Consider the following 24,395-nt stretch of genomic DNA (forward strand, 5'->3'; position numbering starts at 1 on the left):
ACAGCCGAGGAGGCCACGGATGTCAGAGGTCAGTCCAGAAGACTTCACCGCGATCAACGAGTCCGTCCGCGAATGGATCCGCACCCGGGTGGTCCCCCGCGAGCGCGAGATCGCCGACAACGACGCGATGCCTGACGATCTCCGCCAACAGGCGAAGGAGATGGGTCTCTTCGGATTCGCCATCCCTCAGGAGTGGGGCGGCCTCGGCCTCGACCTGGCCCAAGACGTCGAGTTGGCGATGGAGCTCGGATACACCTCTCTCGCCGTCCGCTCGATGTTTGGGACCAACAACGGCATCGCAGGTCAAGTGCTGGTGAACTACGGCACCGACGAGCAGAAGACCCAGTGGCTCGAGAAGATCGCCTCCGGCGAGGTCGTCGCATCGTTCGCACTGACCGAGCCCGGCGCTGGATCGAACCCCGCCGGCCTGCGGACCAAGGCCGTCGAGCAAGACAACGGCGACTGGATCCTCGACGGCGAGAAGTGCTTCATCACCAACGCCGAGTCCGCCGACCTGTTCGTCGCGTTCGCGCGCACCCGTCCGGCCGATGCGAACGGTCCCGGCATCGCCGTGTTCCTCGTTCCCGCCGACACCGCCGGTCTCACCGTCGCACCGCACGACGAGAAGATGGGCCAGCAGGGCGCATGGACGTCTAACGTCGCCTTCTCCGGAGTGCGGGTCCCCGCGTCGGCAGTCGTCGGCGGCGACGTCGACGCCGGGTACCGCGCCGCGATGACGTCACTCGCCCGCGGTCGCGTCCACATCTCCGGCCTCGCTGTCGGCGCTGCTCAACGTGCACTCGACGAGTCGCTGCGGCACGTCGCCGTCGCCACTCAGGGCGGCACCCCGATCGGCGACTTCCAACTGGTGCAAGCGCATATCGCCGACATGCAGATCGGCGTCATGGCCGGCCGCGCGCTCGCGCGTGACGCCGCCGCGAAGTGGGTATCCGAGGAGGATCGTCGCATCGCGCCGTCGGCCGCGAAACTGTTCTGCACCGAGATGGTCGGGCAGGTCGCCGACAAAGCCGTCCAGGTCCACGGCGGATCGGGTTACATGCGCGAGATGCCCGTCGAACGGATCTACCGCGACGTCCGCCTCCTCCGCCTCTACGAAGGCACCAGCGAGATCCAGCGCCTCATTATCGGAGGCGGCCTCGTGAAGCAGGCGAAGAAGGAGGCGGCCAAGTGACGGCGGCGGCTACCGCGTCCACGCTCCTGTTCGTGCCCGGCGACCGCCCCAACCGGTTCGACAAGGCCGCCGGAGCGGGCGCGGACCTCGTCGTCCTGGATCTCGAGGACGCGGTCGGCGCCGACGCCAAACCTGCTGCCCGACGCAACATCGCCGAATGGGCTGCCCGGAACGCGTGCGCCGTCCGGGTCAACGGCGCCCGCACCGAATGGTTCCACGACGACCTGAGGTCGCTCGTCGGCACCGGTGCCGCCGTCATGCTGCCCGAAGCCGAGAACCTTGCCGATCTCGCGATGATCAGCGATGTCCTCGGCATCGACACCGCGGTGATCGCGCTCATCGAATCGGCCCGCGGCGTGTTGAACGCCGCGGCTCTCGCGGCCGCGCCGAACGTCGTCCGTCTGGGTGTCGGGACCTTCGACCTCGCCGCACAGCTCGGCATCGACCCGCTCGACACCGAAGCCCTCCTCCCGACCCGCGGCGCACTCGTCTTGGCGTCGGCCGCCGCGCGCCTGGCCGGGCCCGTTGACGGTGTCACGGCGGCGATCGACGATCCCGACCGGCTGGCCGCCGACACCACCTACGCGCGGCGCCTCGGCTTCACCGGAAAGTTGTGCATCCACCCGCGTCAACTCGCCCCGGTCGCCTCGTCGTTCGCGCCGAGCGACGACCAGCTCGCCTGGGCGCAACGCATCGTCGACGCGTTCGATGCCCCTGCTGGTTCGACCACCGCTGGTTCGTCCCCCGCTGTCGCCCAGGTGGACGGCGAGATGGTCGACAAACCCGTCGTCGACCGCGCCCGCGCGATCCTCGCGCGCCGCTGACCTACCCCCTTCTAGACCCCCTCCACGCTCGTCCCCTCCACGAAAGGACACCCCATGTCTGCACTCCTCGACGGCAAGGTCGCCGTCATCACCGGCGCGGCCCAGGGCATCGGCCTGGCGATCGCTGAGAAGTTCGTCGCCGACGGTGCTCGCGTCGTCATCGGCGATATCAACGCCGACCAGGCCGCGACCGCCGCCGCGGGCCTCGGCGACACGTCCGTCGCCCGAGGCGTCGCGTGCGACGTCACCTCGGCAGCCGACGTCCAGGCGCTCATCGACGCTGCCGTCGACGCGTTCGGCGTCGTCGACGTGATGGTGAACAACGCCGGGATCACCCGGGACGCGACCATGCGCAAGATGACCGAAGACCAATTCGACCAGGTCATCGACGTCCACCTCAAAGGTGTCTGGCACGGCACGCGGGCCGCCGCCGCACACATGCGCGAACGTAAGACCGGCTCGATCATCAACCTGTCGTCTATCTCGGGCAAGGTTGGTCTGGCCGGCCAGACCAACTACTCGGCCGCCAAGGCTGGCATCGTCGGCTTGTCGAAGGCCGCCGCCAAAGAGGTCGGGTACCTCGGTGTCCGCGTCAACTGCATCCAGCCCGGCCTCATCCGCACCGCGATGACCGAAGCGATGCCCGAGCGCATCTGGGATCAGAAGATGGCCGAGATCCCCATGGGCCGCGCGGGCGAGCCGAGCGAGATCGCGAACGTCGCGACGTTCCTCGCCTCGGACCTCTCGTCCTACATGACCGGAACGGTCCTCGAAGTGACCGGCGGGCGGTACATGTAGCCATGGTCGACACTTCTACAGTCTGGGAGCCGCACACGGTCGTCACGGACGAGCTCATCGACCCGACGCCGGTCGCCGCGTTGGCGAGCATCTTCGACGACGGTCTGCCCACTCCGCTGCCGGGCGACGAGCTGCCACCGCTGTGGCACTGGGTGGCGCTGCCGCGGTGGGCGGAATCGTCCCAGCTGAGCGTCGACGGGCATCCGTTCCGCGGCTCGTTCCTACCGCCGATCGAACTTCCGCGGCGCATGTTCGCCGGTGGCAGCGTCGAGTTCCGCGCACCGCTGCACGTCGGTGACACGACACGGCGCGAATCGCGGGTGGAGTCGGTGACGGAGAAGGACGGCCGCAGCGGCAAACTCGTCCTCGTCACCGTCGCCACCACACTGCACGGCTCCGACGGCGAGCCCGCCGTGATCGAACATCAGAACCTGATCTATCGGGACGCAGCGGCACCGTCGGACGCGCGTGATCGGCCGTCTCCGGATGCCGCGTCGGCGTTCGTCCCGAGCGGCGCCCCGGTTGTCGCCCGCGACGACGGCGGCTGGGACCTGCGGACCGACCCGACACTGCTGATGCGTTTCTCGGCGGCCACCGCGAACACCCACCGGATCCACTACGACTGGCCGTACGCCACCGGAGTCGAGGGCTATCCGGGCCTCGTCGTGCACGGCCCGCTGATGTCGTTGGCGCTCGCCGAGACGCACCGGCTCTCCGGTGATTCCCGAGCGATCTCGTCTCTGTCTCACCGCAATTCGGCCCCGCTGTTCTGCGGGCAGGACGCGTGGCTTCGCTCCGAGGACTCCGATGGAGGCCGCACCGTCTCTCTCATCGGTCCGCGCGGTCTCGACGCGGGACCGCACACCAGCATCGACCTGCAGTTCGCCGACTGAACGGATCCGTAATGTCACATGTCTTCGCCACTCTCGACGATGTCCGGGCCGCGCTCGGCACCGAGATCGGACCGAGCGCTCCGATCGTCGTCGAGCAGGAACGCATCAATCAGTTCGCAGACGCCACCGGGGATCACCAGTGGATCCACGTCGACCCCGAGCGTGCCGCCTCCGGCCCGTACGGGACGACGATCGCCCACGGATATCTGACGTTGTCCCTGCTTCCGTCGTTCGGCTCCGACCTCGTCTCGTTCGACTTCGGCAGCGCCCGAATCAACTACGGCGCCAACAAGGTTCGCTTCCCCGCGCCGGTTCCCGTCGGCTCGTCGCTCACCGCGACCGTCACCATCGTCGACATCGCCGAGAAGCCTGGCAGTGCGACCGTGACCGCCCGCTACACCGTCACCGTCGACGGCGCGGCCAAGCCCTCCTGCATCGCGGAGACCCTCGTCGTCATCACCGACTGACTCGCCAGTCATAGACAGATCGCGTTGCACAACGGTCGCCAGACGACCGTTGTGCAACGCGATCGGTGAATCAACCCCACATGCCCTGGGATTCGAGGAACGGAACCAGTTCGTCCGCACCGTCCATGATGTGCGCGTGCATCACCGATGCCGCTACCTCGCCGTCCCGGGCTCGCAACGCATCGAGGATCTTCGGGTGGGCCACCTCGGTGTCGTGGTTGTGTCCCTCGATGTCGTTGTAGAAGCGGTTCGGCAGCTGCTTCACGAGACCGCCGAGCACCAACGTCATCCGTGGCGACTCCGCCGCGAGGTTCACCGCTCGATGGAACTGATGGCCCAGACGCACCGTGGCCTCATCGTCGCCGGCCTGGTCCGCGCACCGGTGCTCGGCTACCAGGTCGGTCAGCTCGGCGAGGCGTTCGTCGGTAATCGACGCTGCGGCCCGCCGGGCGAGTTCACTCGCGATCGATGCCTGCATCAAGAACATGTCCCGGATGTCGCGGCGGCTCACCTCGGCAACCCGGTAGCCCCGACGCGGCACCAGTTCGACGAACCCTTCGCCTGCGACGATCAGCAGTCCCTCCCGCACCGGCGTGTTGCTCACGCCGACCGCTTCGACGAGCGCCTCCGTGCGAAGGAACGTTCCCGGCCTGGCCTGTCCGGTCAGTATCGACTCACGGACGTACGCCGCGACGTGCTCGGACAGTTGTTGGCGACGGCCTCCCGGACCGCCCTGCTCGATCGCCGCCATCCGCACGCTCCTATTCGCTCGTCACAACTCACTCGCCATTGATTGGGCGTCTTCCGCCGGCCGGCTGGTCTACGACGCGGTCTCGAACGTTGCAGCCAGGCCCTGCCCGCCGCCGATGCACATGGTCACCAGCCCCGAACCCCCGCCGCGACGGGTCAGCTCGTGCATCAGGGTGGTCACCATGCGGACACCGGTGGCGCCGATCGGATGCCCCAGGGAGATTCCGGAGCCGTTGACGTTGAGCTTGTCGTGATCGTGCCAGCCCCACCCTTCGAGCACGGCGAGCACCTGGACTGCGAACGCCTCGTTCAGTTCGACGAGGTCGCACCGGTCGAGCAGTTCGGGCACGCTCGTGCCTGCGCGTGCGGCGAGCTTCTCGACCGCGGGGACCGGTCCGAATCCCATCCGGTCGGGCGCGCAGCCCGCCGCCGCCCAGCCGGTGAGGAAGCCGATCGGCTCCAGACCGAGCTCGTCGAGCTTGTCTTCGGCGACGATCAGGCAGCCTGCGGCGGCGTCGTTCTGCTGGCTGGCGTTGCCCGCGGTCACTGTGCCGCCCGGAGTGAGCGTCCGCAGCTTGGCGAGGGTCTCGACACTCGACTCCGGTCGGACGCCCTCGTCGCGAGTGAACTCGATCGGATCGCCCTTGCGTTGCGGCACCGACACGGGCACCACTTCGGCGTCGAATCGGCCTTCGGTCCATGCTTGTGCCGCGCGCTGATGGCTGCGCGCCGCATAGGCGTCCGCGGCCTCGCGGGTGAGACCGAAGTCGGCGGCGAGGTTCTCGGCGGTCTCGATCATCCCAGAGATCTCCCCGAACCGGTGGACCGGCTGCGACCGTTCACGGCCGCGGTCAAGCCGGTCGTACAGCACCGAGTTCCCCGCACGACTGCCCCACCGGTTGGTGGTCGAGTAGTACTCGATGCGGCTCATCGACTCGATCCCGCCGGCCAATACCACGTCGGCACCGCCGGTCCGGACCATCATCGCCGAGGTGATCAGCGACTGGAGGCCACCGCCGCAGCGGCGGTCGAGCTGCATGCCCGGCACCGAGATCGGCAGTCCGGCGTGCAGTGCGAGCCAACGGCCGACGCACGGCACCTCGGAGTTGGCGTACGACTGGGCGAACACCACGTCGTCGATGCGTTCGGGGTCGACGCCGGAACGCTCGATGACCGAGGTCACGACGCCTGCGCCGAGATCTTCCACGGGCACGTCACGCAGCGAGCCGCCGAACGTGCCGACCGGGGTGCGCAGGGGTGCGACGACCGCCGCGCGCTTCAACTGCTGGGTCACTGGCTGGCTCCTGTCGATCAGATCTTGTTCCGCGAGATGATCTGCGCGGCGATCACGTTGCGCTGGATCTCGTTCGTGCCTTCGCCGACGATCATCAGCGGCGCGTCACGGAAGTAGCGCTCCACGTCGTACTCCTTCGAGTAGCCGTAGCCGCCGTGCACACGGATCGCGTCCAAAGCGATCTGCATGGCGGTCTCCGACGCGAACAGCTTGGCCATCCCCGCCTCCATGTCGGCACGCTCACCGCGATCGAGCTTCTCCGCCGCGTCCGCGGTGAGCAGACGTGCAGCCTGCTGTTTGGTGCCCATGTCCGCGATCAAGTTGCCGACGCTCTGATGCTTCCAGATCGGTTTGCCGAACGACTCGCGCTCCTGCGCGTATTTGGCGGCCGCATCGAGCGCCGCCTGGCCAACGCCCAGTGCCCGCGACGCCACCTGGATGCGCCCCATCTCCAGGCCGCGCATCATTTGGCCCCACCCCCTATCGGGTTCGCCGCCGAGCACAGCATTCGCGGGGACGTGCATCCCGTCGAACACCAGCTCACACGCTTCGACACCGCGATATCCGAGCTTGGGGAGCTTCTTCGAGATCACCAGACCGTCGCCCGGCTCCACCAAGATGACGCTCATACCCTTGTGCGTTGGCGACGCGTCACGGTCGGTGATGCACAACAGGCCAATCAGCCCCGAGTGTGCGGCGTTCGAGATCCACGTCTTGGAGCCGGTGATCGAGTATCCGCCGTCGGCCGGGGTCGCGTAGGTGCGCATGCCCTGCAGGTCGCTACCGCCGCCCGGCTCGGTGAGAGCCATGGTGGCGCGGATCTCGCCGGTGGCCATCTTCGGCAGATACTTGGTCTTCTGCTCGTCGGTGCCGAACGTCTTGACCAGATAGGTGATCACCGAGTGCCCACCGATCGCGCCCGCCAGGCTCATCCAGCCGCGGGCGAGCTCTTCGGTGACCCGCGCGAAGCATGCGGTGCTCACGTCCACGCCGCCGTGCTCGGCGGGAGCGAGGAGACCGAAGAAGCCCAGCGCCTTCATCTCTTCGATGAATTCCTCGGGGTACACGTCCGGCTCGTCGAACTCGCGGACTCGGTCACGGACACGTTGGTCGGTGAAGTCGGCGACGAGTGCCACCATGTCCTGTTCGTCTTCGGTCAATGCCATGACTCGATAGTTCCTTCCGCGGGACAGACCCCGTCAGTGTTTAGCTTAATATATGTGTTTGCCGCACGGCGACGCCGTGAGGGGCCTGACGGTCACTCGCCACGCCAGTGCGGCGGCCTCTTTTCGGCGAAGGCGCGAGCCCCCTCCTGCGCGTCCGCGGAGGCAAAGATCGGGCCGACGATGCTTCGCTGCCGGTCGAACATCTCATCGGACGGCCAGTCGGCACTGTCGCGGATGATCTGCTTGGATGCTCGTACGGCGAGCGGACCGTTCGCAGCGATCGCCCCGGCGAGTTCCAGCGCCACCTCCAGCACTGCCCCTTCGTCGGCCAGACGATTCACCAGACCGAAATGGTGGGCACGCTCAGCGTCGAGGAACTCGCCGGTCAAGGCCAACTCAAGCGCAACCGACTGCGGGATCCGCTGCGGGAGTCGCATCAGCCCACCGGCCGCGGCGACGAGACCTCGTTTGACCTCGGGAATGCCGAACTTCGCGGTACGCGCCGCCACGACGAGGTCGGCCGCGAGCACCGCCTCGCAACCACCGGCGAGAGCGTAGCCTTCGACAGCTGCTATCAGCGGCTTGTCCGGCGGAGCCTCCACGAGGCCGAGGAATCCGCGGCCTTCGATCACCGGCGACTCTCCGCGCACGAACGCCTTCAGATCCATTCCTGAGCAAAAGGTTCCACCCGCGCCGGTGAGCACGCCGACCGACAGATCGTCGCGGCTGTCCAGTTCGATCATCGCCGCAGCAACACCTTCGGACACGGCGGCGTTGACCGCGTTACGTGCCGCGGGGCGATTCAGTGTCACTACCAGCACGCCGTCGTGTTCCTCGACCAGCACTTCGTCACTCATCGTCGTCACCGCGCCGTCAGGCCGCCGTCGGCGGTGACCACCGAGCCGGTCATGTACGACGCCTCCGACGATAGGAGGAAGGCGATGATCCGCGCCATCTCCTCCGGTTCGGCACGACGCCCCAGCGGAGTCGCGGCGACTGCGTTGCTCGTCACGCCTTCGACCTCTCGCGCTCGGCGCGCCAGCGGGGTGTCGACGACACCGGGGCACAGGCAGTTCGCCCGCACACCGTGCTCGGCGTAGCCGGCCGCGACCGACCGGGTGAGGCCGACGACACCGCTCTTGGACGCATCGTATCCGCAGGTGTTCGTGTTGGCAGCGACAAGCGATGCCACCGAACCAATGGTCACCACACTCGCGACATCGGCAGCCAACAGGTGCGGCATCGCCGCGCGGATGGCCAAGAACGTCCCGTTGAGGTTAACGTCGATCACCGCATGCCAGTCGTCGAGCGACATCTCGTGCGGCAAGCCGGAACGGGCGATGCCCGCACAGGTGAGCACGCCGTCGAGTCCGCCCAACTCGTTCGCCGCTGCGGCCACCGCGGCGTCGACCGACGCCGCGTCTGTCACGTCGCACTCGAACGCCGTCGCGCCATCGATGTCGGCGGCGAGCCGACGAGCGGCGTCGAGGTCTCGATCGAGGACGGCCACGGCGGCTCCTTCGTCCGACATCTGCTTGACGGCCGCCGCACCGATCCCGCCCGCTCCTCCGGTGACGAGAATCCGTCTACCCTGCAAACGCCTTCCACCATGGAAGTGTTGGTTCCCCGTGTTCGTCGCTTCAGACATCATCGCTCCGTTCAGCCGATCCGACGGCCGCAGTCGACCGGGAGGGAGACGCCGGTGACGAAACGAGCCTCGTCGGACGCCAGGTACAGGACCGCGTTACTGATGTCGACGGCTTCGACCCAACCCTGGCCGAGCACGTCGCCGCCGCGCGCGCGTTCGCGCAGATCGTCCGTCGTGGGATTCTCGAGGTCCGGACAGAACACCCGCAGCGTCGACTCACTGAACAGCATGTCGGTGGCGACGTTGCCCGGGTGGACCGCGTTCACCCGGATCTGGTGCTTGCCGAGTTCAGCGGAGAGCGTCTTCATCAGCCCGACCACACCGCTCTTGGACGCGCTGTAATGCGCGACGTTCGCGGCGCCGACCATGGTGACGACCGAGCTCGTCAGGACGATTGAGCCGCCCCGACCAGCCGAGATCAGGTGCGGCGCAGTGGCTTTCACTGTGCGCCACACGCCCGTCATGTTGATGTCGACCATGTCCTGCCATTCGACGTCAGACAGGTCCATCGTCGGACGGCATCCGCAGACGCCCGCGTTGGCACTCACGATGTCGATGCCGCCGAACGCGGCGACGCCGTCGGCGGTCACCTGGTCGAGAGCGGCCTGGTCACGGACGTCGACCTTGCGAACCATCACTCGGCGGCCGAGTTCGCGTACCAGTCTCTCCGTCTCGCGGAGGTCGTCCTCCGTCGCCATCGGATACTCCAGCGACGACACGTCTTCACACGAGTCGACGGCGATGATGTCGGCGCCCTCCTGCGCCAGGCGCACCGCATGCGCTCTACCTTGGCCTCGCGCCGCACCCGTGATGAACGCGACCTTGCCTGCTACCCGTCCCATACCGATCTCCTCCATAGTCATCAGTCCAAGCTCAGCAGGCGGGCCGGCACTGAACCGGCCATCACCCGCAAGTCCTGCTCATCGACTCCCGCGTCCCACAGGGAGTTGACGTAGCCTTTCAGCCCCGCTGCCGGGTGGGGCAGCGAGTCGGTCCAGCCGTAGTCCGTCGACACGATCGCCTGATCGGCGCCGATTCGCGCGATGGCGGCGATCACCTGGTCGAACGTCGACGGCTTGCCCATGCACGTGTGGGCACAGAACTCGATGACGGCGCCGAGATCGGCGAGTTCCGCAGTCTGGTCGACCGACAGGCCCGGTCCGGCGCTCGCATGCATCGCGTGCGTGACGACCAGCCGGCCGCGCCGGCCGAATTCTCGCGCCACCGCGTAGTGCTCGTCGACTGTGATGTGGCCCGTGGCCAGCACAGCATCGTAGGCCGCGACGAGGTCCATGACCGCGCGGACCTCAGGCAGCAACTCACCATCGGGATCGAGCACGGCTATTCCCTCCGAGACGCCGAACGCAGCTGCGACGGCGGCCGGCCGGTTCGACACGGACGAGAGTGTGGGCAACCAGATCACCCGCGCGCCCGCCCGCAGCGCGGTCTCGACTGCCTGTGGATTGATGCCGCCGACCGGGTGATCGCAGCACATACCCGCGATCGAACGCACGTCTGGGACGGCCTTGTTGGCCAGATCCGCGACTGCCGTGGACGGGAACTCGTGCGCTTTGAGCACGACGGCACGCATCCCGGCAGCGAATGCCTCCTGGGCCGCCTCGATCGGATCAACGGCGTGCGGATGCTTCGCCAGCTTCTCGACGAGCGGTTCCGGGCCGAAGTGGCAGTGCATGTCGATCGCACCGTCGAAGTGGATCGGCGCCGTGCCGGAGTCGCGTGTCATTCGGCCGTGACTCCGCCGTCGACGAGAATCGCCTGACCGGTGATGTACGACGCGTCGGAGGATGCGAGGAATGCGACCACCGAGGCGATCTCCTCTGGTTCGCCGTATCGGCCGAGTGGCACGCTCAACGGCTTGGACGGGTTCCGCACGGTGCCGCCGGCCGGCACTATCGACGCGGTGTTCGCACTCAGATTGGTCTTCACCGCTCCCGGGCAGACACTGTTGACGCGAATGCCCTGCGGCGCGTACTCGACGGCGAGGGTCTGGGTCAGCATCTTCACGCCGCCCTTGGAGGCGCGGTACGGCGCAAGTCCGCCCTGCGTCGCAACGTAGGACGAGGTGGAGCCGCAGGTGATGATCGACCCGCCGCCACGGCGCAGCAGCGAGGGCAGCACGGCCTGGACAGCGAAGAACGTGCCGTTCAGGTTGATGTCGAGAACACTCTGCCAGTCGTTGACGGACATCTCGTGGCTGTCGATCCGAGCGCCTGAGACACCGGCTCCGGTGAACAGCACGCCGATGTCACCGAAATCGTCGACCACTGCGTCGATCACTTCGCCGATCCGTTCGCGATCTCGGACATCGGCCTCATAAGCTTGAGCGCGACCGCCAGCAGACCTGATGTCCTGGGCCGTCTGTTCGGCGGCGTCGGCGTGGAGATCGACGACGGCCACCGCGCCGCCCTCGGCAGCGAGCCGCCGCGCAGACGCTGCACCGATACCGGAACCACCGCCGGTCACCACGGCGACCTGGTTGTGCAACCTGTTCATACTGGGCCTCCTCCTCCATATTTATTCGAATGATACGCATCATTAGGATTGAGCGTCAACCATTGATCTCCATCACAATGATGCTAATAATTAGCACTAGTCACTGTATCGACTCTGAGGACGAGGAGCTCCCCTATGACCGAAGAAGCCATCACGACGCCACCCCGCGAACTCGGCGGTTGCCCGGTGTTCCACACCGACTACCGTCTTGAGCGACCGGCACTTGAGACGTACCGCCTGCTCAATGCAGACCGCGAAGCGTCGCGGTTCGCCTGGAACGACTCCACCGAGGAGGGGTTCTGGGTCATCAATCGCTTCGACGACGTCCGCGAGGCACTCCAACGCGGCGACGACTTCACGAACGACCAGGTGAGCGCATTCCACCGATCGCCCGCGATGCGACTAATTCCGGAGAACCTGAATCAGCCCGAGCATGCCGAGATGCGCAAGATCCTCAATCCGTTCTTCGCCCCCAAACTGGTGCGGCGCATCGCCGACCTGGCGCAGGAGCGCGCCACTGCGCTCGTCGCAGACATCGCCCCGCGCGGTTCGGAGGACATGGCGACCGGCTTCGGCATGCTCTACCCGACCGAGCTGTTCCTGGCCCTCCTGGGGCTGCCGGTCGAGGACGGCACCACGTTGATGCCGTGGGTTGAGGGCCAGTTCACCGGATTCTTCGATAAGACCCCCGAGGGTCAAGAAGTCGCCGCGCAGACCCGCCAGGCACTCGACGAGTACTTCACCGCAGCTATCACCGACCGCCGCGCGAACCCAGGCGACCCGACGACCGACCTGGTCACCCGACTGATCACCGCCGAGTATCAAGGCGCGCCCATTCCCGACGACATGATCCTGACGATCTGCTCGACGATCATGTCGGCTGGACTCGACACGACTCGTAGCGCGCTCGGGTACACGTTCCTGCACATGGCCACCCATCCGGAGGATCGCCAGCTGCTCATCGACGAACCGGAACTGTGGCCGAACGCCGTCGAGGAGATTATCCGCTTGTACGGTCTGGTCTTCCAGGATGGCCGCGAAGCCGCCCACGACATCGACTTCCACGGGCTGCCGATCAAGAAGGGCGACCTGGTGTGGCTGGGTCTGGCCGCCGCGAACCAGGACCCGCGAGCGTTCGACAACCCGGAGAAGTTCGACCCGGAGCGCGATAACCTGACCCAGCACCTGGGATTCGGTGCGGGCTTCCACCGCTGCCTCGGGATGCACCTCGCGCGGGCGGAACTGGTCGTCGCCCTCACTGAGTGGCACAAGCACATCCCGCACTACCGCATCGCGGAGGGCACCGAGCTGCGTGAGCGGGGCAGCCAGCTCCGCCTGCAGAGCCTCCCTCTCGTGTGGGACTGACCCCCGCATCACGACTTCGGCCCGGAGCTCTCGCGATTTCCGGGCCGAAGTCTGTGTCGAGTCGGGTCAGGCGTCGCGGATGCTGATGGCACCCTCGGGGCAGGCCTTCGCCGCCGCTGCCGCCTCGTCGTGCAGGCCGTCGGCGACCTCCCAGCTGGTGCCCCGCTCGACGACGAATCCGTCGTCGTCGTCGGTGAGCAGCCGGTCGGCCACCGAATAGCATCGACCGTGCCCAGTGCATTTTTCACCGGCAATCGAAATGATCATGGGTAACTCCTGGTTGTTCAGTGCTTGACGGCACGCGAGCGCGGCCGTTCGTCGTTCAGTTGGGGTCCTCAGCGGCATCCTCTGCGGCGTCTGACCGCACCAGCGCGACGAGCAGCAGTCCGACGATCGCGATGCCTGCGCCGATCAGCCAGCCGATCTGGAAGCTGTGCTGGGTGGGAATCGACACGCCGCCGATGTGCAGGACCTGAGCGGTCAGGATGCCGGTGATGGCGGCGCTGCCGACCGCACCGCCCAGCGGAGCGCTGATCTGGCCCATACTCGCGGCCGTCGCAACCTGTTCGGGACGCAGTGCCCGGATGAAGGTCATGTAGGCGCTCGCCGACGCGAGCCCGTACGAGAGACCGATGATGGACGACCAGACCCAGATCTGCCATTCCTGGTCGTGCTCGAAAGCCATGAGCAGCATGCCGACAGTGCACCCGGTGAACGCCATCATCGAGATCACTCGAGTGGGTACGTACCGGCTCAACGGCCCGGCACCTGCGCTCCCCAGGACGATGCCGAGGCAGTACACCAGCATCAACAGGCCACTGGTCAGGCCGTTATAGCCGAAGCCGAAGCCTGCCGATTCCGGCGTCTCACTGAACTTCGGAATCGTGAAGTTGACGACCCAGGTGAGGCCGCCGGCAAGGAAGAACACCAGCCAACCGCGCAGGAAGTTCGCGTTCCGCAGCGCACGGGTGTTTACCAACGGCTCGGCGACGCGTTCCTCCAGCCGCCACCAGACTGCGACGGCGACGGCACCGAGGATCAGCGGCACGAGCACCGTCGCAGACGACCATCCCCACTCTGACCCCATGCTGAGGGGCACCAGGATGAGGGCGAGGGCTGCGGCCAACAGCACTCCGCCGATCCAGTCGACGCGGCCCGTGCTCGGTGCGTCATGGGCGGGGATCACGACGAGCGTGGCGACGACCCCGACGAGACCCAGCAGTGCCAGGACGCCGATGATGATTCGCCAGTCGACCTTCACCGTGTCGGCGAGGAGGCCGCCCACCGCGAACGAGAGGCCCGCCGCTACGCCCTCGGCGGCGGCGATCCACGCCAGGACGGTGCTCAGCGCCCGGCCGGACAGATTTGCTCGTGCCATCACCAACGCGAGCGCGATGGCACCAAGGGTGAAGCCGCCGATGAATCTGCCGATCAACAGGACAGTCATGTTCGGAGCGAAGGCGGCGAGAAGGCTCCCGAACGTCAGCAGCCCCATCGTCACCAGCGCCACTCGTCGCTGTCCGAACAGGGCGGCGGTCGGCGGGAGGAGCGCCGTGCCGATCGCACCGCTGAGCGAGCCGATGATGACCACCCAGTTGAGCAGACCGCCGGATGCGCCCAGATCGGGGCCGATTTGACCGAGAAGCTTGATCGGGATGGTCGTCACCAGGGTGGCGAGGATGACGAAGTAGCCGATCAGCGCGACCAGTGCGCGCGGCATTCCGGGTGGGGCGTCGGTTCCCTCTGTAGTCGATGTAATGCTGGTCATTGTGCCTCTTCGTTGAGTAGTGGAGGTCCGTAGCTGGTCGGCAGGCGGGTCACGAGGGTTCCGCGTCGCGATACCCGCGAACGACGAGTTCGGGGAGGACCTCCGTCTCGAACAGACGTAGGCTCCGCCATCCTGCTTCGAGTGGAAGACCGCCCATCAGAGGTTGAAAGACGAGCTCGGAGTCGTCGCCCAGTTCGTCGCAGAGCGCAAGGCACTCCTCCGGCGTCACGACTCGGATGTTGGGGTCTCTCTTGAGATCCGCGACGCCGTCGGCGGCACGGTAAGCCGTGGTGCCGACTCCACGCTCGCGGGCCCACGCGGCATTGGAGTTCGTCGTGTACAGCACGTGCGGCGCAACGACGTCCCAATCGCGCGCTGGATCGTCGGAGACGAACAGGAACAGCGGTCCGAGCGCGGGAGCCTGCGGCGGCACCGGTCGGCCGAGCTTGCGCAGCTCGGCGGCGTACACCTCGTACAGGCGATCCTTCTCCGCACCGGCGGGTCGGTAGCCGTCACCGATCCGCGCTGCGCGCAGCGCGGACGCATCGGCGGATCCGCCGACGTACAGCGGCGGACCCTCGGGACGCGCGGGTCGGGGCCGCACCTGCACCCGCTCGCCGCGGAACTCGAACTCCTCGCCCGTCCACGACTGCCGCAGCACCTCGATGGTCTCTTCGAGAATCCGTGCCCGACGACGTCGGTCGACATCGAACATCCGGTACTCGAAGTCGCGATAGCCGATGCCCGCCGTCACCTCGACTCGGCCGCCACCGATCAGATCCAGCGCGGCCAGATCCTCCGCGAGGCGCAGTGGATGATGCAGGACCGCGACGAGCGCGGAGAGGTGCACCCCCAGCCTGCGGGTCCGACCGAGGATCGCGGATCCCAGGATCATCGGTGACGCACAGTAGCCGTCGTCGGCGCCGTGATGTTCGGCGAGGTAGACCGTCTCGAAGCCCACCTCGTCGGCCCAGGCGGCGTGATCGAGGACGGCGGCGTATTGTTCCGGGCTGCCCACTCCGATGTCCGGTGTACGCATGTCGTATCGCAGGGCCAATTTCATGTGGCGGTGCCTCACTCCCTGTCGGCGCCGGAACGTGTCCCGCGCCACTGTCGATTCAGTAGAACCATAGCAACCATGCGCATGGATGTGTAGTGTTCAACTGATTCGACACGGAGCGACCGCATCACCAGGTGTTCAACCTGGCACGATGCCAGAGAGGGAGAACGATGACCGCGACCACACCAGGAGCCCTGACCGGCATTCGGATCGTCGACTTCAGCCGAGTTCTGGCCGGTCCGTACGCGACGATGCTGCTATCCGACTTCGGCGCCGCCGTGACGCGCCTGGAGCGGCCCAACGTCGGGGACGACACCCGCGGATGGGGTCCGCCCTGGCACGAGGGCGAATCCACATATTTTCTCGCTCTCAACCGGAACAAGACGTCCATCGGGTTCGACCTCACCAGCGAGGCCGACCGCGCGATGGCCCATGAGATGATCGCCGAAGCCGACGTCGTGGTGGAGAACTTCCGCCCGGGCACCATGGAGCGGTACGGGTTCGGGTACGAGCAACTCGCCGCCGAGAATCCGGGCCTCGTCTATTGCTCGGTGAGCGGGTTCGGATCGGACGGGGGCGCGCATCTGCCCGGCTACGACCTGATCGCCCAGGCTACCGGCGGCCTGATGAGCATCACCGGGCATCCGGAGACCGGCCCCGCCAAGGTCGGCGTGGCGATGGTCGACGCGATCACCGGCCTCCACGCGGCGATGGGCATCCAGACCGCGCTGATTCACCGGTTGCGGACCGGTGAAGGCCAGCGCGTCGAGGTCAACCTGCTGTCGTCGGTGTTGGCGTCGCTGACCAACCAGGTATCCGGTCACATCATCACCGGAAACGTCCCTGGCCTGATGGGCAACGCGCACCCGAGCGTCGCGCCGTACCAGCCGCTGAACACCGCCGACCGGCCGCTCGCCGTGGCCGCGGCGAACGATCGCCAGTTCGCCGCACTGTGCCGGTCGCTAGGACTGCCCGAACTGATCGACGACCCGCGATTCGACACCAACGCCAACCGGGTCATCAACTGCACGGAACTAGTGGAGTCGCTCGAAACGGTCCTGCGCACCGACACCGCGGACCACTGGTTCGCCGTTCTCGGCGACGCTGATGTCCCCGCAGGCCCGATCAACGACATCGGGCAGGCCATCGAATTCGCCGACAGCCTCGGGCTGAGTCCCGTCGTCGAACCGTCGGACGAGCCCGCAGGCACTGGCGTCGCGCAGATCCGCAACCCGATCCGCCTGTCGAAGACGCCGCCGACGTACCGGACCAACCCACCGAAGCTGCCCACCCGCTGAGCCACCGTCCGCGGCCCGATGCGAAATCTGCTCCAACGGGCCGCGGACGAGAAGATCAGTCGATTTCGATCTCGGCCTCGTCCCGCACTCCGCGCCAGGCCGTCATCCCACCGTCGACCGGCAGCGCCACACCGGTCAAGAACGACGCATCGTCACTGCCAAGGAAGCATGCCGTCCGCGCAACTTCGACCGATTCCCCTAGCCTGTTGAGGAGATGCGGGCCGTACATCTCGCGGGCACGCGCCTTCTTGTCCGCCGCCGCGGCGAGATGCGCGTCGCTCATCGGTGTCCGGATCGTTCCCGGGCAGTAGCAGTTCACCCGAATCTTCGGACTCAGATTGACCGCGGCCACCCGCGTCAGTTGGATCACCGCTGCCTTCGACACACCGTATGCCGGCATCCGGGTACCTGCCATCCCGGCGACGGACGCCGCGTTCACCACTGACGGACCGCGCTCGGACTCCCGCAAATGCGGTGCGGCGAACTTCATCGCCGACCAGACCGCTTTTAGGTTGATGTCCATCACGGTGTTCCAGACGTCTTCGTCCAGACCCTCTAGGGTGGCCTGCTGCGGATCGGTGAACATGTGGTCGAGGACGCCCGCGTTGTTGAACAGAGTGTCCAGCCCGCCCGCCCACGAGGCGAAGTCCTCGACCATCGCGCGCACCTCTGCGGTCGACCGCAGATCAGTGTGGATCACTCGCGTCCGCACGCCCGCCTGGGCGAGAAGATCGGCTGTCACCGCCAGCTCTGCCTCGTCCACATCGGCTATGCCGATAGCGGTCGCACCCTGTCGGCCGGCTTCGAGGGCGAGCTCACGGCCCATCCCTTTCGCCGCACCTGTGATGAGAACTCTCTTGTCGCCGAGCATCGGTCAAACCTCACTGTTGTTGATGTGGACATTCTTCAGCGTTAGTCGCGGTCTTTCGGGCTACCCGTCGATGACGACCATGCCGATCGATGCTCGAGTACCCAGGTTCTCGAGGACTGAGCCGACGGCGGCGAGCTGCGGACGTATCAGGCCTTCGTCATGTCGAACGTGCCGGCCTACTTCGGCCACCCGGTCGCCAGGTCGGTGCTCACGTCGATCGCGATTCGCAACTCCGAGAACATCGGCCGCGCGCCGGCCGTATCGATGGTGGCGGTGTAGTCGCCCCAGCCGATCACGGATCGGTCCTGCCCGCGGCCGGTGAAGAGGAACTGCGACTGCGTCCGAACTCTGGTCGCCTCCACCGACGTGACCTGGGTGTTGGCGACGAAGTGCCGCTTGATCGACGGATCGGCGGCGAACGCACCTTGGAAGAATTCACGGATCTGCGCGACGCCTCGAGCCTCCCGTGACGGTGTGCTCAGCACCCCGTCGGCGGCGAACAATGCCGTCACGGTGTCCGGGTCCGGATCGTCGAGCACCCGCGCATAGGCGTGCAGATGGTCGCGCGCGGTCTCTACCGCCTCGAGCCGTCGCAACCGGTTGCGCAGGTCGGTCACTTCGTCGTTCACCATGCTCCTACCTCCAGGGTGGGTCGATCTCGAGTCTGGTTCAGTCCAGCGGCACATCGTCGTGCGTGCCACGCCAGGCCATGGTGCCGCCATCGACCGGCAGCACGACGCCGGTCAGGAACGAGGCGCTGTCACTGGCCAGGAAGCACGCCGTCCGCGCCACCTCCACCGGCAGACCGCGCCGCGGGATGAGGTGGGTTCCATACATCGATCGCGCCTGTCGGAGCCGGTCGTCGCCGGCGGCCAGGTGGGCGTCGCTCATCGGTGTCCGAATCGAACCCGGGCAGTAGCAGTTCACTCGAACATGCGGTGACAGGTTAACCGCGGCGACCTTCGTCAATTGGATCACCGCGGCTTTGGAGACTCCGTAGGCCACCATGCTGGTCCCGGCCAGCCCCGACACCGAGGCGGCGTTGACCACCGACGGCCCCCGGTCGGATTCACGCAGATGCGGCGCGGCGAACTTGATCGCCGACCAGACGGCTTTGAGGTTGATGTCCATCACGGTGGTCCAGACGTCTTCGTGCAGCGTCTCGATACCGGTTTGGTCAGCTGGGGTGAACATGTGGTCGAGGACGCCGGCGTTGTTGAACAGCGAGTCCAGTCCGCCCGCCCAACCGGCGAACTCCTCCACCATCGCCTCGATATCCGACGTGGAACGCAGATCCGCAGTGACCGAGTGGACCCGAGCACCCGTTTCGGCGACCTCCTGCACGGTCTGCGCGAGCTGGACGGCATCGACGTCGGTGACGCCGATGTGCGAGGCGCCTTGACGGGCGGCCTCCAGGGCGAGGTCGCGCCCCATCCCCTTGGCGGCGCCGGTGACCAGCACCCGCTTGTCAGTCAACACGGGATCTCACACCTTCGATTCGATTGCCGCGGGCTCACGACACACGCCGCGCTCCACCATGTCGTCGATGGCCGCGACCGGATAGCCGAGCTCGGTGAGGACCTCACGTGTGTGCTGTCCCAGCAACGGGCTGGGCCCACGCACTGCGCCCGGAGTGTCCGAGAGACGGATCGTGACACCAACCTCGCGGCACCAGCCGTACTCCGGATGATGCTGTTCGACGACCTGCCCGGTCTCCGCGAGAGACTCGTCCCATAAGAGCTCCGGCATGACCGGATCGTCGGCAGGAATCTCCACCGGCACGCCCGCACCGTCCAAAGTGGCGAAAGCGGTCTCGGTGCTCATCGACGCGAACACGCCTTCGAGTTTGGCCGCCAGTTCGTCGGAACCATCAGCCCGCTGCTGCTTCGTCCCGAACTCCCGGTCCCACTCGGAACGGCCGAGCGCGTCGGTCATCGCGGCGAACTTCTGATCGCCGAAGACCGCGATCATCACCCAACCGTCAGATGTGCGGTACAGCCGGTAGAGCGGTCCCCATCCGGTCGTGTCTGAGTCCAGCCCATACGGCTCGAGCGGATTGCCGTCGCCGTCCGCGGCCATCTCTGTCCGCACCAGCAGGCTCGAATGCAGCTGCGGGCTCTCCAGGTACTGGCCGGAGCCGGAGTTCTGGCGAGCCACCAGCGCCATGGCGATGCTGACCGCGCCGAGGAACCCGTTGTAAAGGTCCTCGTTTCCCATCACCCGTCGGATCGGCGGGTTATCGGCGCCCGCACCGATGAAGTTCATTCCGACGAGGCCGGACTGCAGCGGCGCGAAACTCTTCAACGACGACTTGGGGCCGGTCGAGCCGAAACCGGGGAGGTACGCATAGATCAGGTTGGGGTTGATCTCGCGCAGCTGTTCGTAGCCCAAGCCGATCTTCTCCGCCTTGCCCGGCCGGAAGTTGACGGCGACCACGTCGACCTCCGCGATGAGTTTGCGAACGGCTTCCTGCCCCTCCGGGGTGCGCATGTCGATGCACAGACCGCGCTTGCCGCGCTGCGAGCACTCCCACAGGTCACCGAGCGGACGCATCTGGTCGCCCGACGGTGGCTCCACCTTCACGACCTCGGCCCCGAGATCGCAGAGCAGCTTGGATCCGAACCCGGTCGCGAAGAACGAACTGAAGTCAGCGATCCGCACTCCTTCGAGCGGCCGCGTCAGGCTGCGCGAGCCGGTCGGCCGCCATGCCGGGCTCTGCTCCAGTTCGCCGACCCGACCGTTGTGAGCTCCGACCTGCGGGGCCGGCGTCGGGACCTCGGGCGGGGTCTTCTCGAAGCGCACCACTGGTCCGATCTGCCGGACGGTGCCGTGGTCGGCATCGGCCAGGTCGACCGCGACACCGGCGTGACGCACCTGGTCGTCATCGAAGATCTCGTGGGGATGCAGCACCGGCAGGCAGGCGATGTCGTGTTCCGCGAACAGAGCGACCCACTCGTCGCGCGGACGCGACTTGAACGCTTCAGGTACGAGGTCGCGCGCGATCACCAGTTCGTCGTCATCGAGCGGCACCGACATCTCGGGGCCCTCGATCGTGCGTACACGATCACCGAAGCCGAGCAGGTCCATCATCCGTTTGTAGGATCCCGGACCGCCGGTGTGTGGTATCAACCAGTTGCCGTCGGCGCATTCGAACGGATCCGTAATCAGCCGTTTGTTACCGAATCCCTGCTGCGTTCCGCTGCGGGCCAGATAGGAGATGTCCTTTTCGTTCCACCACCAGTTCATCGCTCGGATGGCGAGCATCCCGTCGAGCAGCGATGTGTCCACGCGCTGACCCCGACCGGTGAGTTTGCGCGCGTGCAGCGCCGACAACACGCCGATGACCGCCAGGAACGCGGTGCCGTATGACACGGTCGGGTGACCGAGGAACGTCGGACCGGGCCGATGCGCACGCTGTTCGGCGCTCATGCCGAGGCGGGCGTTGAGCAGGGCTTCGTATCCCGGCCTCGTCGACAGCGGCCCGGTTGTCCCATATCCCGTCACTGTCAGGCACACCAACTGCGGGTATCGTTCGCGCAGAGACGCGTGGTCCAGGCCCTTTGCCTCGGCCCGTCCGGCACCCCAGGCCTCGACGAAGACATCCGCCGACCCAAGCACCTCGTGCAGCGTCTCCAGCCCCTCCGGAGTATCGATATCCGCTGCGACGCTCCACTTCCCGCGGTCGAGGACCTTTCGCAGCGTCGCCTCGGCCCCCGATACGTCACTGCGGCGTTCCACTTTGACCACTCGCGCGCCGTAATCGGCCAGCATCATGGTGGCGATGCCCGACGGCATACCCCGACTCGCATCGACTACTACGAGCCCATCGAGTGGACCAGGCATAAGACACTCCCTCACTGTTCGGATTCTCTGGTGGCCGATTCTTTGGTGGAATCGGCCACCAGCAGGGCGAATTGACACGCGCACCGCGCTGCGGAGATCCACGAGGCGATCGAGAGAAACTCTTCCGCTATTGAGATCGGTCGGCGAGCCTCACAAAATCACACGATCTATACATATCAATAACATTGAATGTAAGGTACGGGTGACGCGAGCACAAGAGCCAGGAGAACACGACCATGTCGACGACGGAACGCCCGAAGAAGACTGCGCTACTCGTGGCGCAGCGCATTGTCGATGACATCCACCGGCGGGGCAATCAGATCGGCGATCGCCTACCACCGGAGAAGGCCATGCTCGAGGACTACAACGTCGGACGCGGAACCCTGCGCGAGTCGCTGCGATTCCTTGAGTTGCAGGGCGTCATCACCCTCAAGCCCGGCCCCAGCGGGGGCCCGATCGTGCAGCGGCCCGACAGCTCCGCGATCGCCACCTCGCTGAGCCTGCTGTTGCAGTTCCAGCAGGCGCCGTTCGAGACTGTCGTGGAGACCCGCGCGGCGCTCGAACCCCGAATGGCACGGCTGGCCGCCGAACGGATGCCTGCCGACGAGATCGCCGCCCTGTTCGCGATCATCGACCTGGAGCAACAGAACCTCGAGGACGAGAACGGCTTCCTCACCCAGACTCGTCGCTTTCACAACAGCATCGCCGAGGGATCGGGAAACTTCATCTTCGCCGCGTTGTTCACCGCGCTGTCGGACATCCTCGACGGGTCGTCCGTCGGCGTCCAGTATCCCTCCCGGCAACGCGAACTGACCGTCGACATCCACACCTCGATCGCCACCGCGATCTCCGACCACGACCCCGACCGGGCCGAGGAGCTGATGAACACGCATATGACGGCGTTGACCACCTACACCGAGAAGCACTACGCCAAGGCGCTCGCGGCGCCAGTCAAGTGGAGGATGTGACGTGACGACACCGATCCGACCGGCCCCGTTCCCCGACGATGTGACCGAGGGGTTCTGGGAGAGCGTGCGCGCACGCAGGTTGAGCATCCAGCGGTGCGCCGCGTGCACACGCTTCAACCACGCACCAAGCCTGACCTGCCCGGCGTGCGGCAGCGAAGACCTCGGTTTCGAAGAAGTCTCCGGCTACGGCACCGTGCACAGTTTCACGGTGCTCGAACATCCGCCGGGCCCCGGCTTCGCCGAGCTGCTGCCGCTCGTCGTGGTGATCGTCGAACTCGTCGAGCAGCCGGGTCTGCTCCTCGTGGCGGACCTACTCGACGCCGAGCCGGCGCAGGCTCGGATCGGAGCAGCGGTGCAAGTGGACTTCGAAGAGATCTCCGAGGACTGCGTGCTCCCGCAGTTCCGACTGACGGAAGCGTGAGACGAAGATGTGGGAACTACGTGACAGGGTCGCCGTCGCGGGCGTCGGATACAGCGAGATGGGCCGACGACTGCCCCGCACACTGGCGTCGCTGACGGTCGAGGCGTGCGACCGCGCCCTCGACGACGCGGAACTGACTCGGGCCGACGTCGACGGCATCGCGACGTCGCCGTCGATGCCGCGGTACGGGGGCACGAAGGGCACGGGCGAGGGCATCGATGTCGTGACGCCGTACTACCTGCCTCAGGTGCTCGGCATCCGACCGCAGATCACCTGGACCGGATCGACCAACGGAATGGTCACCCAGAGCGTGATGGACGCTGCGATGGCAATCCGCTCCGGAGTCTGCAACTACGCGATCGTCTACCGGTCGCTGCACGTGCCGAAGGGCACGTACATCAACTACGACAGTTCAGTCGCGGCCGGCCCCGACCAGTTCCATGCGCCGTTCGGTTTCAGCATGCCGCCCGCCTGGGCCGCGACCGTCCTCCGCCGCTACCTCGATCTGCACGGACTCACCCGCGACGATCTCGCGCCGTTCATGGTCGCCAATCGCGCGAACGCCCAGCGGAACCCGAACGCGTACTGGCGCGGGACCACGCTCACCGCTGACGACTATCTGAACGCTCGGATGATCGCCGACCCGATGACGATCCTCGACTGCGATCTTCCGGTGGACGGTTCCGTCGCGCTCCTACTCACCTCGACCGAACGCGCCCGCGACCTGCGCCGGGCGCCCGCGCTGCTCACCGGCTTCGCCGCGGGAACCCACACTGCGCCGACGAGCGCCGTGATGACGCTGGAGGATCTCATCGAGGGCTCCGAGCAGATCGCCCGCACCCTCTGGCAGACGAGCGGGCTGGGTCCGGCCGACATCGACAACGCGCAGCTGTACGACGGCTTCAGCGTCTTCGTCCACACCTGGCTGGAGGGCATGGGCTTCGTAGGCCGTGGCGAGGCGGTCCCGTTCACCCGCGACGGACACACCGAATTGACCGGTCGACTCCCGGTCAACACGGGCGGCGGCGCGCTCGGCGAGGGTCGCCTGCACGGTATGACTCATCTCACCGAAGCCGTAATCCAGGTGACCGACCGAGGTGGCGACCGTCAGGTGCCGGGCGCGTCCCGATCACTGGTGACCGTGTCGAACGGTCTGGCGAAGTCGACTGCGTTCGTGTTCAGCCGCGACGACTGACGCCCGCTCCTGCGGAGCCTGACGAACAGACTCGCGACCCTCCTCGTCGGTGAGGAGGGT

At 66.7% G+C, this 24,395-nt stretch carries 25 protein-coding genes; 10 read left to right on the top strand and 15 right to left on the bottom strand.

The features are described from left to right. The first annotated feature begins 19 nt into the window (after positions 1 to 19). The 5 genes from L5G33_RS10660 to L5G33_RS10680 are packed head-to-tail and all read left to right on the top strand — an operon-like array spanning position 20 to position 4,174. Positions 20 to 1,192 carry an acyl-CoA dehydrogenase family protein gene (locus tag L5G33_RS10660; protein WP_236998144.1) on the top strand — a complete coding sequence of 391 codons (1,173 nt, stop codon included), beginning with the start codon at positions 20 to 22 and terminating at the stop codon, positions 1,190 to 1,192. Then, positions 1,189 to 2,016, top strand: coding sequence for an HpcH/HpaI aldolase/citrate lyase family protein (locus L5G33_RS10665; RefSeq protein WP_236998145.1), 828 nt, complete (start codon positions 1,189 to 1,191; stop codon positions 2,014 to 2,016). The genes L5G33_RS10660 and L5G33_RS10665 overlap by 4 nt, the downstream gene beginning before the upstream one ends. Positions 2,017 to 2,070: 54 nt before the next feature. Next, the gene (gene fabG, locus L5G33_RS10670) at positions 2,071 to 2,814 is read left to right on the top strand and encodes a 3-oxoacyl-ACP reductase FabG (protein ID WP_236998146.1); all 744 of its coding nucleotides are present in this window, start codon (positions 2,071 to 2,073) and stop codon (positions 2,812 to 2,814) included. Between the two features lie 2 nt (positions 2,815 to 2,816). Further along, the gene (locus L5G33_RS10675) at positions 2,817 to 3,707 is read left to right on the top strand and encodes an HTD2 family dehydratase (protein ID WP_236998147.1); all 891 of its coding nucleotides are present in this window, start codon (positions 2,817 to 2,819) and stop codon (positions 3,705 to 3,707) included. 11 nt (positions 3,708 to 3,718) lie between these two features. Then, positions 3,719 to 4,174 carry a MaoC family dehydratase gene (locus tag L5G33_RS10680; protein WP_236998148.1) on the top strand — a complete coding sequence of 152 codons (456 nt, stop codon included), beginning with the start codon at positions 3,719 to 3,721 and terminating at the stop codon, positions 4,172 to 4,174. 70 nt (positions 4,175 to 4,244) lie between these two features. Here L5G33_RS10680 and L5G33_RS10685 read toward each other — a convergent pair whose 3' ends face one another. From L5G33_RS10685 to L5G33_RS10720, 8 genes are all read right to left on the bottom strand, one after another. Further along, positions 4,245 to 4,925 (bottom strand): GntR family transcriptional regulator, encoded by a 681-nt coding sequence (locus tag L5G33_RS10685; protein ID WP_236998149.1) that lies wholly within the window; start codon positions 4,923 to 4,925, stop codon positions 4,245 to 4,247. Between the two features lie 69 nt (positions 4,926 to 4,994). Next, entirely contained in the window at positions 4,995 to 6,206 is a 1,212-nt protein-coding gene (locus tag L5G33_RS10690) for an acetyl-CoA C-acetyltransferase (RefSeq protein WP_236998225.1), read from the bottom strand. A gap of 29 nt (positions 6,207 to 6,235) precedes the next feature. Next, positions 6,236 to 7,384, bottom strand: a complete 1,149-nt coding sequence (locus L5G33_RS10695) for an acyl-CoA dehydrogenase family protein (protein ID WP_236998150.1) — start codon at positions 7,382 to 7,384, stop codon at positions 6,236 to 6,238. 92 nt (positions 7,385 to 7,476) lie between these two features. Next, a complete protein-coding gene (locus L5G33_RS10700; protein WP_236998151.1) occupies positions 7,477 to 8,241 on the bottom strand; it encodes a crotonase/enoyl-CoA hydratase family protein in 765 nt (254 codons plus the stop codon). A gap of 5 nt (positions 8,242 to 8,246) precedes the next feature. Beyond that, complete coding sequence (locus L5G33_RS10705) at positions 8,247 to 8,981, bottom strand: SDR family NAD(P)-dependent oxidoreductase (RefSeq protein WP_236998152.1); 735 nt, start codon at positions 8,979 to 8,981, stop codon at positions 8,247 to 8,249. A gap of 62 nt (positions 8,982 to 9,043) precedes the next feature. Continuing rightward, positions 9,044 to 9,874, bottom strand: a complete 831-nt coding sequence (locus L5G33_RS10710) for a mycofactocin-coupled SDR family oxidoreductase (protein ID WP_236998153.1) — start codon at positions 9,872 to 9,874, stop codon at positions 9,044 to 9,046. A 20-nt stretch (positions 9,875 to 9,894) separates the two neighbouring features. Then, entirely contained in the window at positions 9,895 to 10,776 is an 882-nt protein-coding gene (locus L5G33_RS10715) for a DUF6282 family protein (RefSeq protein WP_236998154.1), read from the bottom strand. After that, the gene (locus L5G33_RS10720) at positions 10,773 to 11,546 is read right to left on the bottom strand and encodes an SDR family NAD(P)-dependent oxidoreductase (RefSeq protein WP_236998155.1); all 774 of its coding nucleotides are present in this window, start codon (positions 11,544 to 11,546) and stop codon (positions 10,773 to 10,775) included. Before L5G33_RS10720 ends, L5G33_RS10715 begins: the two co-directional genes overlap by 4 nt. A gap of 135 nt (positions 11,547 to 11,681) precedes the next feature. Between L5G33_RS10720 and L5G33_RS10725 the strand changes: the two genes are divergently transcribed. After that, positions 11,682 to 12,911, top strand: a complete 1,230-nt coding sequence (locus tag L5G33_RS10725; protein WP_236998156.1) for a cytochrome P450 — start codon at positions 11,682 to 11,684, stop codon at positions 12,909 to 12,911. A gap of 66 nt (positions 12,912 to 12,977) precedes the next feature. Here the strand turns inward: L5G33_RS10725 and L5G33_RS10730 are convergent, their stop codons facing one another. From L5G33_RS10730 to L5G33_RS10740, 3 genes are read right to left on the bottom strand one after another with little or no spacing between them, the layout of a single operon-like run. Continuing rightward, the gene (locus L5G33_RS10730) at positions 12,978 to 13,178 is read right to left on the bottom strand and encodes a ferredoxin (RefSeq protein ID WP_236998157.1); all 201 of its coding nucleotides are present in this window, start codon (positions 13,176 to 13,178) and stop codon (positions 12,978 to 12,980) included. Positions 13,179 to 13,233: 55 nt separating this feature from the next. Continuing rightward, positions 13,234 to 14,679 (bottom strand): MFS transporter, encoded by a 1,446-nt coding sequence (locus tag L5G33_RS10735; protein WP_236998158.1) that lies wholly within the window; start codon positions 14,677 to 14,679, stop codon positions 13,234 to 13,236. Positions 14,680 to 14,728: 49 nt separating this feature from the next. Continuing rightward, positions 14,729 to 15,742, bottom strand: a complete 1,014-nt coding sequence (locus L5G33_RS10740; RefSeq protein ID WP_236998159.1) for an LLM class flavin-dependent oxidoreductase — start codon at positions 15,740 to 15,742, stop codon at positions 14,729 to 14,731. Positions 15,743 to 15,909: 167 nt separating this feature from the next. Between L5G33_RS10740 and L5G33_RS10745 the strand changes: the two genes are divergently transcribed. Next, positions 15,910 to 17,037, top strand: a complete 1,128-nt coding sequence (locus L5G33_RS10745; protein ID WP_236998160.1) for a CaiB/BaiF CoA transferase family protein — start codon at positions 15,910 to 15,912, stop codon at positions 17,035 to 17,037. A gap of 55 nt (positions 17,038 to 17,092) precedes the next feature. Here the strand turns inward: L5G33_RS10745 and L5G33_RS10750 are convergent, their stop codons facing one another. The 4 genes from L5G33_RS10750 to L5G33_RS10765 form a co-directional block, all read right to left on the bottom strand. Then, positions 17,093 to 17,908, bottom strand: coding sequence for an SDR family NAD(P)-dependent oxidoreductase (locus tag L5G33_RS10750; RefSeq protein WP_236998161.1), 816 nt, complete (start codon positions 17,906 to 17,908; stop codon positions 17,093 to 17,095). Between the two features lie 176 nt (positions 17,909 to 18,084). Continuing rightward, entirely contained in the window at positions 18,085 to 18,540 is a 456-nt protein-coding gene (locus tag L5G33_RS10755) for a nuclear transport factor 2 family protein (RefSeq protein WP_236998162.1), read from the bottom strand. A 37-nt stretch (positions 18,541 to 18,577) separates the two neighbouring features. Beyond that, positions 18,578 to 19,387, bottom strand: a complete 810-nt coding sequence (locus tag L5G33_RS10760; protein WP_236998163.1) for an SDR family NAD(P)-dependent oxidoreductase — start codon at positions 19,385 to 19,387, stop codon at positions 18,578 to 18,580. A gap of 6 nt (positions 19,388 to 19,393) precedes the next feature. Beyond that, complete coding sequence (locus L5G33_RS10765; protein WP_265742743.1) at positions 19,394 to 21,751, bottom strand: CaiB/BaiF CoA transferase family protein; 2,358 nt, start codon at positions 21,749 to 21,751, stop codon at positions 19,394 to 19,396. A gap of 236 nt (positions 21,752 to 21,987) precedes the next feature. On the opposite strand from L5G33_RS10765, the gene L5G33_RS10770 reads away from it, so the two are divergent. Genes L5G33_RS10770 through L5G33_RS10780 form a run of 3 tightly spaced genes read left to right on the top strand, consistent with a single transcriptional unit; the run spans position 21,988 to position 24,335 of the window. Further along, positions 21,988 to 22,719: a FadR/GntR family transcriptional regulator gene (locus tag L5G33_RS10770; RefSeq protein WP_236998165.1), complete on the top strand. Its 732-nt coding sequence runs from the start codon at positions 21,988 to 21,990 to the stop codon at positions 22,717 to 22,719. 1 nt (position 22,720) lies between these two features. Then, positions 22,721 to 23,140: a Zn-ribbon domain-containing OB-fold protein gene (locus L5G33_RS10775; RefSeq protein WP_236998166.1), complete on the top strand. Its 420-nt coding sequence runs from the start codon at positions 22,721 to 22,723 to the stop codon at positions 23,138 to 23,140. Between the two features lie 7 nt (positions 23,141 to 23,147). Further along, the gene (locus tag L5G33_RS10780) at positions 23,148 to 24,335 is read left to right on the top strand and encodes a thiolase C-terminal domain-containing protein (RefSeq protein ID WP_236998167.1); all 1,188 of its coding nucleotides are present in this window, start codon (positions 23,148 to 23,150) and stop codon (positions 24,333 to 24,335) included. Positions 24,336 to 24,395: the final 60 nt, after the last annotated feature.

This window comes from Gordonia liuliyuniae, assembly GCF_021738805.1.
Classification (GTDB): Bacteria; Actinomycetota; Actinomycetes; order Mycobacteriales; family Mycobacteriaceae; genus Gordonia; species Gordonia liuliyuniae.

Excerpts from the sequence above, each read along its gene's own strand:
- L5G33_RS10660 (WP_236998144.1), top strand. The coding sequence starts at position 20 with ATGTCAGAGGTCAGTCCAGAAGACTTCACCGCGATCAACGAGTCCGTC.
- fabG (WP_236998146.1), top strand. The coding sequence starts at position 2,071 with ATGTCTGCACTCCTCGACGGCAAGGTCGCCGTCATCACCGGCGCGGCC.
- L5G33_RS10675 (WP_236998147.1), top strand. The coding sequence starts at position 2,817 with ATGGTCGACACTTCTACAGTCTGGGAGCCGCACACGGTCGTCACGGAC.
- L5G33_RS10680 (WP_236998148.1), top strand. The coding sequence starts at position 3,719 with ATGTCACATGTCTTCGCCACTCTCGACGATGTCCGGGCCGCGCTCGGC.
- L5G33_RS10685 (WP_236998149.1), bottom strand. The coding sequence starts at position 4,925 with ATGGCGGCGATCGAGCAGGGCGGTCCGGGAGGCCGTCGCCAACAACTG.
- L5G33_RS10695 (WP_236998150.1), bottom strand. The coding sequence starts at position 7,384 with ATGGCATTGACCGAAGACGAACAGGACATGGTGGCACTCGTCGCCGAC.
- L5G33_RS10700 (WP_236998151.1), bottom strand. The coding sequence starts at position 8,241 with ATGAGTGACGAAGTGCTGGTCGAGGAACACGACGGCGTGCTGGTAGTG.
- L5G33_RS10710 (WP_236998153.1), bottom strand. The coding sequence starts at position 9,874 with ATGGGACGGGTAGCAGGCAAGGTCGCGTTCATCACGGGTGCGGCGCGA.
- L5G33_RS10715 (WP_236998154.1), bottom strand. The coding sequence starts at position 10,776 with ATGACACGCGACTCCGGCACGGCGCCGATCCACTTCGACGGTGCGATC.
- L5G33_RS10720 (WP_236998155.1), bottom strand. The coding sequence starts at position 11,546 with ATGAACAGGTTGCACAACCAGGTCGCCGTGGTGACCGGCGGTGGTTCC.
- L5G33_RS10725 (WP_236998156.1), top strand. The coding sequence starts at position 11,682 with ATGACCGAAGAAGCCATCACGACGCCACCCCGCGAACTCGGCGGTTGC.
- L5G33_RS10730 (WP_236998157.1), bottom strand. The coding sequence starts at position 13,178 with ATGATCATTTCGATTGCCGGTGAAAAATGCACTGGGCACGGTCGATGC.
- L5G33_RS10735 (WP_236998158.1), bottom strand. The coding sequence starts at position 14,679 with ATGACCAGCATTACATCGACTACAGAGGGAACCGACGCCCCACCCGGA.
- L5G33_RS10740 (WP_236998159.1), bottom strand. The coding sequence starts at position 15,742 with ATGAAATTGGCCCTGCGATACGACATGCGTACACCGGACATCGGAGTG.
- L5G33_RS10745 (WP_236998160.1), top strand. The coding sequence starts at position 15,910 with ATGACCGCGACCACACCAGGAGCCCTGACCGGCATTCGGATCGTCGAC.
- L5G33_RS10750 (WP_236998161.1), bottom strand. The coding sequence starts at position 17,908 with ATGCTCGGCGACAAGAGAGTTCTCATCACAGGTGCGGCGAAAGGGATG.
- L5G33_RS10755 (WP_236998162.1), bottom strand. The coding sequence starts at position 18,540 with ATGGTGAACGACGAAGTGACCGACCTGCGCAACCGGTTGCGACGGCTC.
- L5G33_RS10765 (WP_265742743.1), bottom strand. The coding sequence starts at position 21,751 with ATGCCTGGTCCACTCGATGGGCTCGTAGTAGTCGATGCGAGTCGGGGT.
- L5G33_RS10770 (WP_236998165.1), top strand. The coding sequence starts at position 21,988 with ATGTCGACGACGGAACGCCCGAAGAAGACTGCGCTACTCGTGGCGCAG.
- L5G33_RS10780 (WP_236998167.1), top strand. The coding sequence starts at position 23,148 with ATGTGGGAACTACGTGACAGGGTCGCCGTCGCGGGCGTCGGATACAGC.